The 11,123-nt window shown below is 30.1% G+C and carries 7 protein-coding genes; 6 read left to right on the top strand and 1 reads right to left on the bottom strand.

Going from position 1 to position 11,123, the window contains the following annotated elements; all coding sequences use genetic code 11:
* Positions 1-183: 183 nt before the first annotated feature.
* The 6 genes from IE051_RS02635 (at position 184) to IE051_RS02660 (ending at position 10,131) form a co-directional block, all read left to right on the top strand.
* A complete protein-coding gene (locus IE051_RS02635) occupies positions 184-1,434 on the top strand; it encodes a HupE/UreJ family protein (protein WP_189359211.1) in 1,251 nt (416 codons plus the stop codon).
* A 12-nt stretch (positions 1,435-1,446) separates the two neighbouring features.
* A complete protein-coding gene (locus tag IE051_RS02640) occupies positions 1,447-4,365 on the top strand; it encodes a non-ribosomal peptide synthetase (RefSeq protein WP_189359212.1) in 2,919 nt (972 codons plus the stop codon).
* An 11-nt stretch (positions 4,366-4,376) separates the two neighbouring features.
* The gene (locus tag IE051_RS02645; RefSeq protein ID WP_189359213.1) at positions 4,377-4,640 is read left to right on the top strand and encodes a hypothetical protein; all 264 of its coding nucleotides are present in this window, start codon (positions 4,377-4,379) and stop codon (positions 4,638-4,640) included.
* Entirely contained in the window at positions 4,637-6,640 is a 2,004-nt protein-coding gene (locus tag IE051_RS02650; RefSeq protein ID WP_189359214.1) for a condensation domain-containing protein, read from the top strand. Before IE051_RS02645 ends, IE051_RS02650 begins: the two co-directional genes overlap by 4 nt.
* Positions 6,641-6,656: 16 nt before the next feature.
* Entirely contained in the window at positions 6,657-9,059 is a 2,403-nt protein-coding gene (locus IE051_RS02655; RefSeq protein ID WP_189359215.1) for a condensation domain-containing protein, read from the top strand.
* A gap of 325 nt (positions 9,060-9,384) precedes the next feature.
* Positions 9,385-10,131 carry a 4'-phosphopantetheinyl transferase family protein gene (locus tag IE051_RS02660; RefSeq protein ID WP_189359216.1) on the top strand — a complete coding sequence of 249 codons (747 nt, stop codon included), beginning with the start codon at positions 9,385-9,387 and terminating at the stop codon, positions 10,129-10,131.
* A 2-nt stretch (positions 10,132-10,133) separates the two neighbouring features.
* Here IE051_RS02660 and IE051_RS02665 read toward each other — a convergent pair whose 3' ends face one another.
* Positions 10,134-11,111 (bottom strand): PorP/SprF family type IX secretion system membrane protein, encoded by a 978-nt coding sequence (locus IE051_RS02665; RefSeq protein WP_189359217.1) that lies wholly within the window; start codon positions 11,109-11,111, stop codon positions 10,134-10,136.
* Positions 11,112-11,123: the final 12 nt, after the last annotated feature.

Consider the following 11,123-nt stretch of genomic DNA (forward strand, 5'->3'; position numbering starts at 1 on the left):
ATATATATCATTAATAAATAGAAGTAAAATGTATTATTAACATTTTAACAGGGAATTTGCGAAACTTATCGAAAAAAAAACAAACAAACTATAATGATATATCAATAATCACGATATTTAAATAAAAATTATATAAAACAATGAATATAAATTCATTTGTTTTCAATCTAATTTACAGTCGCTATGAAAAAAATCTTTGTAAAGGTTTTAATACTTTTTATTGTCTCTAACTTTATTAGTAAAGCTCATGCACACCACCCTGACAATAGCCTTTTGTATTTAAAAATATATGAAAACGCAAATATTGAAGGAGACTTTCACATAAATATTAATGAATTAAATGATGTACTTGGTCTTAATTTAAGTAATCATACTTCTCTAGAAGAGGTGGCTCCCTACTTAGATAAAATAAAGGCATACCTCAAGAAAAACACTTCATTTGTTAATGGAAATAAAGCGTATGAAATTAAATTTACCAATAATAATGACATATTAGCTGTAAGTTATGGTGATTTCATTTTGTTTAATTTCTATTTGGAAGACTCTTACAATGTACCTGACTCTATAGGTGTTACTTACAAAGTATTTATTGAGGAAGAACCACACCATTCAAATTTATTAGGTATCGAATATAATTGGAAATCGGGCTTATTTAATAATGAAAGCCTTATTGCACTAGATTTTAATAATAACGATTGGACGAAAACTCTTGATTTGACGCAAGGTTCTGTATGGACCGGGTTTAAAGCCATGATAAAACAAGGTATTTGGCATATCTGGATTGGTTTAGATCATATTCTTTTTATTTTAGCCTTAATCTTACCTGCTGTAGTTAGAAGAAAACCGAAGTATGCAGATACAGGTTCTGAAATTTCATCTAATATTTGGAATTGGTATCCAGTTGAAAAATTTAAACCTGCTTTTTTTTACATTATAAAAATCATAACCTTTTTTACAATTGCCCATACCATTACCTTAAGTTTAGCATCCTTACAAATTATTGTACTACCTTCTCGATTAGTGGAATCTATCATAGCCCTCTCTATAGGTTTGGCTGCATATCATAATATAAGGCCCATATTTAAGGGAAAAGATTGGATGATTGCTTTTATTTTTGGATTATTTCACGGTTTTGGTTTTGCTAGCGTTTTAGGTGAACTTGGTTTTAACGGAGAACATTTATCATTATCCCTATTAGGTTTTAATATTGGAGTAGAAATAGGTCAAGTAGCAATAATTGCTGTAATATTCCCTATATTATATTTTATAAGAAAGCTTAAAGTGTACCCAAAATTCTTGGTTTACTTATCAACCCTTCTAATTATTATTTCCATATATTGGTTAATAGAGCGCGGTTTTGATGTCAATCTCCCCGTTGATGACTATATCAGAAGAGCGGGCTATAAACTTGCTGTCTTTTTAGGACTGCGATAATTGGTTTAAAAGATGAAAAAAGAAACTCAATCAAAATCCCTCCTTGACAGATGGAAAAATAAGAGTAAACAAAGTACTCATATAAATCTGATTGAAAAGGCTCCTGAAGAGGCATTGATTCCATTATCTCCAGGACAGAAAAGACTATGGTTTTTACAGCAGTTACATCCAGAAAACGCATTTTATAATTACTCAGAAACTTACACTTTCAATGGAGCATTGAATATAGGACATCTTGAAAAAAGCTTACGTTTTGTTTATAGAGATCATGATATTTTAAGAACTACGTACAAGATAAAAAACGATACTCTAGTTCAGGAAGTAGATAATACGGCCTCTTTAAGTATTAGTAAGCATGATTTAACTCATTACGAATTTCAAGACGCCTCGGAAGCATCTAAATCTATAATGAAAAATGATGCTACAACTTATTTTAGCTTAACTAAAGGCCCGTTAGTTAGAGCATCAATAATTAAGCTATCAAATACAAAGCATATTCTTCAAATTACATTACATCATATTGTTACCGACAAATGGTCCATGGGAATTTTTAGGGAACATTTAGCAGGTTATTATTTAGATTTACAATCTAATACTGAAATAAAAAACAGAAAAACTTTGCTTCAATATTCAGATTATTGTTATTGGATAAACAAGCAAGACATCAATAAAAACGACTTAGAGTATTGGAAACAAAAACTTTTACACCCTAATCCAAGTTTATCTTTACCTTTTGATTACGAAAGACCTTTACACCCTTCGTTCAAAGGTGCTGCCTCTTTTACCCAAGAATATAATCAATCACTATCAAGTCAACTATTAAAGCTATCTAAAACATGTGCTACCACACCTTATAATTTAATGTTAGCTGTTTTTTATTTGTTTTTACATAAATGTAGTGGTGACACAGATATTCTTGTAGGGACGCCTCTTACTAACAGAGATCAAAAAAATCTTGAAAGTTTAATAGGATTCTTTAATGACACCATTGTTCTCAGAACACATATTAATTCTGAAATGTCTTTAACTAATTTTGTAAAACATGTAACTAATAATACACTAGAGGCTTTTTCTCATAAAGATGTACCTTTTAACACCTTAGTTAAAGCCATTAACACAAAACGGTCCTTGGCCGTAAATCCATTTTTCCAAGTGATGTTTTTATATCATTCTAAACCTGAAAACCCATTTTTTGGTAAAGATTTAGATTTGTCACATACTTGGTTTGATTCTGAAGTTTCAAAATTTGATCTTACCATATACATTGGTGAAGAAAACGGAATTTTAAGTTCGACATTCGAATACTCCTCAGATTTGTTTGAAGAAAAAACCATTAATCGTTTTCAAGAATATTTTAAAATTTTATTAGAATCTATTGTAGCAAACCCTTTTCAGAAAATTGCAGATTTAAAAATATTAACCCCATCCGAAAGAGACTTATTCTCTCAACAAAATACTCTAAAAGAAAGAGTTTTTAAAGATAAAGGCATTCATAATATCATAGAAGAAACAGTCTTAAAAAACCCGAATAAAAAGGCGGTTTCATTCAAAGATGAATGTTTAAGTTATCATGACTTAAATTCTAAAGCTAATGCTTTAGCGGGCCACATTTTAATGTCTGGCATAGTAGAAAACGCTGTAATAGGCTTATGCTGCGAGCGCTCTACTGATATGATTGTAGGTATATTAGGCATTTTAAAATCAGGTTGTAGCTACTTGCCATTAGATCCTGAATACCCAAATGAACGCATAGATTTTTCACTTAACGATTCTAAGGCTAAAATTATAGTGACTCAATCTTTCCTTATCGATAGATTTAACAACGACAATTTCACTTGTATTTCTATAGATACCATTGATGAAAACATTAATTCTGAAATAATTCTTCCGCAGTTAAAAGAAACAGATTTGGCATATATTATTTACACATCAGGAAGTACTGGCAAACCCAAAGGAGTCCCTATTTCTCATAAAAACATCATAAACTCTACAATGGGGCGATTGGATTTTTATGATTCCAATCCTGAGGTCTTTATGCTAATGTCCTCTATTGCTTTTGATAGCTCAAAGGCTGGTATTTTCTGGACACTCTGCACTGGAGGACATTTAGTAATTACGGAAAAACGCATCGAACAAGATATTGATAAAATTGGCGAACTAATTAATAATTGTAATATTACGCACACCCTAATGCTGCCATCGCTTTACAATTTAATTTTAGATTTTGTAATTAAAGATAAACTGAAAAGTTTAAATACGGTTATTGTTGCTGGTGAAGCTTGTACAGTTTCATTATGCGAAAAACATATTAAACACTTTTCAAAAATTGGTCTGTATAATGAATATGGTCCTACCGAGGCTTCAGTTTGGTGCATTGCGCATAAAATAGACAGTAGCGATTTAAATCGAAAAAGTATTCCCATTGGAAAACCTGTAGCTAATGCAGGCGTTTATATTTTAGATAAAGGGATGAACATCTCTCCTACCGGCGTACCTGGAGAATTATTTATAGGAGGACAAAGTATTTCTAAAGGTTACATTAACAGAGATGATTTAACTAAAAAAGTATTCATAAAAAATCCATTTAAAGCAAATGATATTTTATATAAAACTGGAGATTTAGCAAAATACACCAGCGATGGCAAAATCATTTTTTTAGGAAGAGCAGATCAACAAGTTAAAATAAGAGGGTTTAGAGTTGAATTAAGTGAAATTGAAAACGTTATAAAACAATACGATGAAAACATCACTGATGTTGTTGTACAAGCAGAAGAAGGATTTATTGATACAGATTTTAATTTAGATACGATAACAGAAGAGAAACTTGCAGAACTTCTTACAAACGTTGATGACAATGAGTTTAATATAATTTTAAATTCTATAAAATTCTTAAGCACTGAAGAAAAAGGCTTTTTACTAAACCAAATCTAAGTAAACGATTCATGAAAATAATAAAACGCTCACTATCGTTAGAAAATAATATAACTATTTCCAACGAAAATTTTATGGCACCTACAAAAGACCATCAGAGAAACATGTTAATAAATCGAGCACTTAAAGAATTTGTTGGAAACTTAAATAGCCTGCATGAACAAACAAGATATTTTTACTCGTTAAGTATTAAAGTATTACCACAACATATGCCGGAAGATGTAATAGACACTTGGTGGGCAAAATCCATTGCAGTTTTAAAAGCAATAAAATGATGAAAGAAAACATTTTAAAAATTATACAAAAGCTTTCTTCTGAAGAACAAAAACTACTTGCTTTAAAAATTAAGGATTTGTCACAATATGGTGCCTTAAAAACTAGATCTGAAAACCCTAAAAAGTTAGTTGCTTATGTTAATGAACAAGAAGTAAAAGATAGTGACGGTTTAATGGTATATTTAAAGAGTAAAATCCCAGGTTATATGGTGCCTTCAACCATAAAAAAAATTAAACAATTTCCTACGTTACCTAATGGTAAAATTGACAAAAATAAGTTACAAGCTATTACCGTTAAAAAAGAAAGTAAAAACAATAGATCTTTAATTAAAAAACAACCACAAAGTGATATAGAAAAAAAATTAGTAGCTATTTGGGAGACTGTTTTAGGCTTCTCACCTATTAGTGTAGAGGATAATTTTTTCGAAATTGGTGGCGATTCTATTTTAAGTATTCAAATAGTAGCCAAAGCACGCAATGAGGGTATTTATTTAAAAGCAAATCAGTTATTCGATAGCCAAACTATAGCAGAACTTTCTGTGTTTGCAACTGAAGATCAAGAATTTTCAAATACAACAAAACCTTATATAAATATTGAGGGTCAAACTCCACTTACCCCAATACAACATTGGTTTTTTGAATCTCATAAAAACGCACCTCATTTTTGGAACCAAATTATAGAACTACAAAATATTGATTCTATTTCTAATAAGATGTTCGAAATAATTGCAGAGGAAATTATTTCTAACCATGAGGCATTGCGACTAAGTTTTAGGAGAGCTAATTCGGTATGGGAAGCCTCGGTTTTATCGGTGAATCAAATTAAGTGCTTTCATTATTTTAGTCTAAATAAAGTTGAAAGCTTGAGTGTTCAAAATAGCAAAATTAATACTACATTATTAGATATTCAGAATAATTCTGAGCTTGAAAAAGGGAGCCTATTCAAAATAATATATTTTGAATGTGGTAATTTACAACAAAATAGAGTCTTTTTAGTAGCTCATCATCTGGTTGTGGATTTAGTATCTTGGAATATTATTTTTAATCATATCGTTTCAGCAATTAAAAACGGTTCCAAGGACTTTATTCCTAAAATAAATAAAAACAAAACATCAACTATAAATGATTGGTCTAGCTACCTAGAAAATACCATCAAAACGAATGTTATTGCAGATGAATTTGAGTATTGGAAATCTCAAATAGTTGATGTTAAAGAATTTCCAGTAGATAATTTTATAGATTCTAAGATATACCTTGAAAATTCGATTTTCACATATTCTTCAGAATTAAGTTCTACATTTACAAAGAGTCTTCTACATGATGCTAACACAGCCTATGGTACTAAAGTAGAAGATTTATTAATTGCTTCGTTAATCACCACACTTTGCGAATGGGCCAATTTAAGTGAAATTTTATTAGGTCTAGAAAGACAAGGTAGAAATATTGAATCTCAGAATTTAGATTTTTCTAATACTGTTGGATGGTTTACCGCTTTTTTCCCAATTGCTCTAGATTACAATTCATCCCAAGATTTAGGATTTCATATTAAAGCTGTAAAAGAAAAGTTAAGAAGAATTCCAAATAACGGTTTAGGCTTTGGCGTATTAAAGTACTTAACTGATAATAATAAGTCTGATTTAAATGAGTTACACCCAAAAGTTGTGTTCAACTACCTTGGGAATTCCAATTCTATAAAGAATACCGGTGACTTGAACTTTGAATTTGTAAAACTAACTTCAAGAGACCCGCGCAGCGAACGTAATTATGAAATAGAAATAAATGCACAAATAATAAACAATAGTTTAGTTGCTAACTGGAGTTTTACAAAAGACCTTTATAAAGAAGAAACTGCAAAAACCTTGGCCAATACGTTTAATAAAAATTTAGAAGCAATTATTAACCATTGCAAAATCCAAGATAATGTTACATACACACCTTCGGATTTTCCTGAAGCTGATATTAATCAAGATGATTTAGATAATCTTTTAAGCCAATTTTAAATTTGATTTATAATCTATGACTAACAAATCAAAATCAACGGTAGAAGCCATTTTTCCTTTAAGCTATATGCAACAAGGGCTATTATTGCATCACTTATCTAGTAAAATTGATCAAGGTTTTTTAAATACTGAATGTGTTTTAACAGGTGATTTTAATATAGACTATTTTAAAGAGTCTTGTGTTTTAATTGCAAAGCGGCACGACGTTATACGCTCAACGATACATTGGAAAAATATTGAGAAACCTGTTCATGTTATTCATAAATCAAAGGACATTGAAATTGAATATTATGATTGGAAAGACTTATCTGAAACGGAAAAAAAAGAAAAATGGGAAACACTTAAAAAAAACACCTTAGAGGCTGGGGCTCCATTAGAATCTGGTGCCTTATTAAAAATTTACATTATAAAATTTTCTGATGAGACACATAAATTATTGTGGCCCATGCACCATATTTTATTAGATGGATGGTCTGGAAGTAATATTTTAAATGATCTTTTTACCATTTATGATGCCTTATATAATAACAAATTACCTAAACTAGATACTTTACCCAATTATAAGACTTATTTAAATTGGATAAATAATATACCAGATGAGAACGCAAGATCGTTTTGGGAAAATTATTTAAAAAATTACGATACAGCATCACTTTTTAGCAAACAAGGTGCTAAAAATTCAGAAGAAACTTCTGTTACAAATAGCTTTAAATTATCTAAAACTGAAACCGATAGAATTAAAACCTATTGTAAAAAAAATAAAATAACAATAAACACCTTAATACAGTGTACTTGGTCTGTAGTGCTTTCAAAATATTTTAACACAAAAGACGTCATACATGGAACAACTGTTTCTGGTAGATCAGGTGATTTTCCTAATATTAATTTGTTAACTGGCATGTTTATGAATGTGCAACCTGTTAGAGGAAAGATTGATGAAACTCAAGATTTTTCAAATTGGTTTCAGGATATGCAAAAATTTCAGTTTGAAGCAAGAAAATATGAATATTTAAGTTTAGATAAACTCTATTCGTATATAAACTGGTCCGAGAATTCTTCTCTGTTTGACAGTTTACTAGTTTTTGAAAACTATCCAAATGTTAAAACAGAAGAAAATACTATAAAAGTTTCAAATGTAAAAAGTGGATTAACTTCAACATACCCAATAACACTTGCTATTCTACCTAGTGACGAAATTAAATTTATACTTACAACGCTTTCTAAACAAGTTGATTCATATTCTGCCAATTGGATTCTTAATACATTAAGAGATATCATAGAATTAATCACTTCAGAACAAATTAAAAGCTTTGCATCATTAAATAATAAAATAAGCCATTTTACGCCTACTAATTCAGAAGATATCGAGAATGATAATATTGTAAGGAAATCTATTTATCAAGCGCCAAAAAACAAAACAGAATTAGAATTACTAAAAATATGGGAGACACTATTAGATAAAAATAGTATTAGTATTCGAGATAATTTTTTCGACATAGGAGGTAAATCTCTGTTAGCTATTAAAATGTTTACCTTAATAAAGAAAAAACTGAACGTTAGTTTATCTCCAATTACCTTATTAGAACACGCTAGTATTGAAGATTTATCTAAATACATAACTGAAGAAAAGAGTAAAGATCCCTGGAAATACATAGTACCTATAAGAGCTAAAGGAAATAAAACGCCTATTTTTTGTATACACGGTGGCGGGGGATATGTGTTTTTTTTCAATCCTATTGCCAATGCTGTAAATAAAGATAGACCAGTTTATGCTTTACAACCTGCAGGTTTAAATAATAACATGAAAATGCATAAAAACATCCAAGAAATGGCTATCGATTATGCTAAGGAAATAAAAGATATTCAATCCAATGGACCGTATAACTTACTGGTTTATTGTTTTAGCCCTGCTGTAGGTATTGAAATTTCAAATACTTTTAAAGAAATGGGTGAGGAAACCAACTTAATTGTAATAGATAGCATTATAAAGATGGAAGATTTCACAGATCCCACCCGAATAAAATTGCGTATTTCTGGTTTTTTAAGTCGACTGAGGAAGACGCCAATAAGTGCATTAAAATTAATGATTTCAAATAATTACGAACGTTTTTTAGAGCCTAACATAATTCGGTTATTTGGATCAACTAATAAGAAGAATCTAGAAAAAATAAAGCAAAACTTAATTAGTATATACAAACAATATAAATGGAATAAAAAACATCTTGGGTCTACCACGCTTATATTGACTGACAAACCTGATGAACATTTAAATCCAGCATATATTGATTCCTGGAAAAACATAACAGAACAAAAGGTGAACATACTATTTACAAAAGGTCAACACCACCAGCTTTTCAGTTCTCCTTTTGCCGATGAAATGGCAATTCAAATTGAAAAGTCGATTATTGAGCATAGTTAGAATTTTCATTTAACTATAAAATTAAAAGCACAGATAACATGTTACATTTGTCTTGAATAGAATAATAGACCTTTTAATACTAATCAAAATTACGAAATTCTTAAAAAATATTAATTTGATTTGTAAGCATGCTTGGTTAGGTATATTCCTGCATAAACATGAAATCCATATCAATCGCTTTTTGAGTTGTACAGATAAGTATAATAATTCTTTATAATTAATTAGAAATAAACGATTTTTATCAAATATATAGGAAAGAGCAACGTCTGCCCAATATGGTAGTTTAACTTTTCCTTGCTCAACTCAAAAGGAAATTTAATATATAATGAACTTCTTAAATGATAAGACATTTCACATCTTAAATACCGAATTACATCTTTGGTATATAAGTCTTAATGAAACATTTAAATATATTAATTTTTTTAACAATATTCTATCCCAAGATGAAATCATAAAAGCTTCAAAATTTCGGTTCGATAAAGACAAAAATTGTTCAATAATAACACGAGGCGCTTTGCGGTTATTATCAGGCATGTATTTAAATATGAGCCCTGAAAACATATTATTTAAATATGGTGACTATGGCAAACCAGATTTCGACATTGAAACTGAACTAAAATTTAATGTTTCTCATTCAGGAAATATGGCCATTATTGGTTTTGTTTTGAATAAAGATATAGGTGTTGATATAGAGAAGATTAAATATGATTTTGAAGTTATGGATATTGTTGACAATTACTTCTCTCAACTTGAAATTGAATCGCTTAAAAAACTTCCTATTCAAGAACATAATCAAGGCTTTTACAGGTGCTGGACACGAAAAGAATCATTTATAAAAGCGAAGTCACAAGGCTTATCTTTTGCCCTTGATTCCTTCTCGGTGTCTTTAGATTCTGATGATAAAGCCCAACTATTAGAAACCCATTGGAATTCAGATGAAAAAGAATCATGGGGTCTTTTCTCTTTTTCACCCGATACGGACTACTTAGGTGCGGTTACTGTTCAAAGTACGATAGAACAGATAGAATACTTTAATTTTAACAGCTATTTGAATAAGCTGTCTAATTCCTAGTCTTACTTATGTACGGCACTTTGTGTACAGGCACAACCACTTAAACCTTGTAAAAAGTTTAATCCAATAGTGACAACATGCGTCCCTGAGTTATACGCAGCTAATTCATTAGTAGTGATTTGATAGGCATAACCAAAATAGAATATTGATTTTTGAAACCCAACCATAGGACCAATATTAAGTGGTTTCAAAAATTGATCATTTAAGAATCGGTAAGATATACCTGCCCATAAATAATCTTCTTTTCTATTAAATTTCCTCACTTTAAAATTAACATCAGTGCTTGATCTTTTATCACTACTAAACATTTGATAGAAAATAGAAGGTTCAAATTCTAAACCGCTTTTTTTAGGACCATTAAAAACATAACCTGTATATACTTGGTAGTTTAAAAGTAGTCTTGGCTCTGACACTCTTATAGCTTCATCTATATCCTTCTTAAGAAGGTTGTTGATATTAAAACTTAAAAAATACCCCCTATTTCTGTATAAAGCCCCTATATCAAAATTATTATTTGAAGATTTTCTGTCATCTGTGATATAAGGGTTATTGATAGGTGTATCATCTCCATTCGTAAAATTATTAATATCAATTCTAAAGTTATTGATGTTATAGGATATTCCAAAAGATAAGTATTGCTCGGAATAATAATCTAATGTTAGGTGATGCGCAAAAGAAAACTTCATTCCCGTTTGAATGGTATTTCCATTTCTATCATTATAAAATGATGCACCTACCCCTGTCCTATTTGAAATTCTGGCATCCCCGTATATAGATTGATTATCGGGAGCTCCTTTTATACCAACCCATTGGGTAAGCCCATTGGCTCTAATTTTTATATTATCGCCAATACCTGCAAATGTTGGAGAAACAACAAAACTATTATCAGCAAGATACTGCGTAAAAACAGGTAGGTTTAACTCTTGAGCGTTCCCTTTTGATAGTATCAAAAGTAGCAGACATATTAATATTTTTCTCATTCTCATAACCTG

The sequence above is a fragment of the Algibacter mikhailovii genome, assembly GCF_014651495.1.
In the GTDB taxonomy this organism is placed as follows: Bacteria; Bacteroidota; Bacteroidia; order Flavobacteriales; family Flavobacteriaceae; genus Algibacter_E; species Algibacter_E mikhailovii.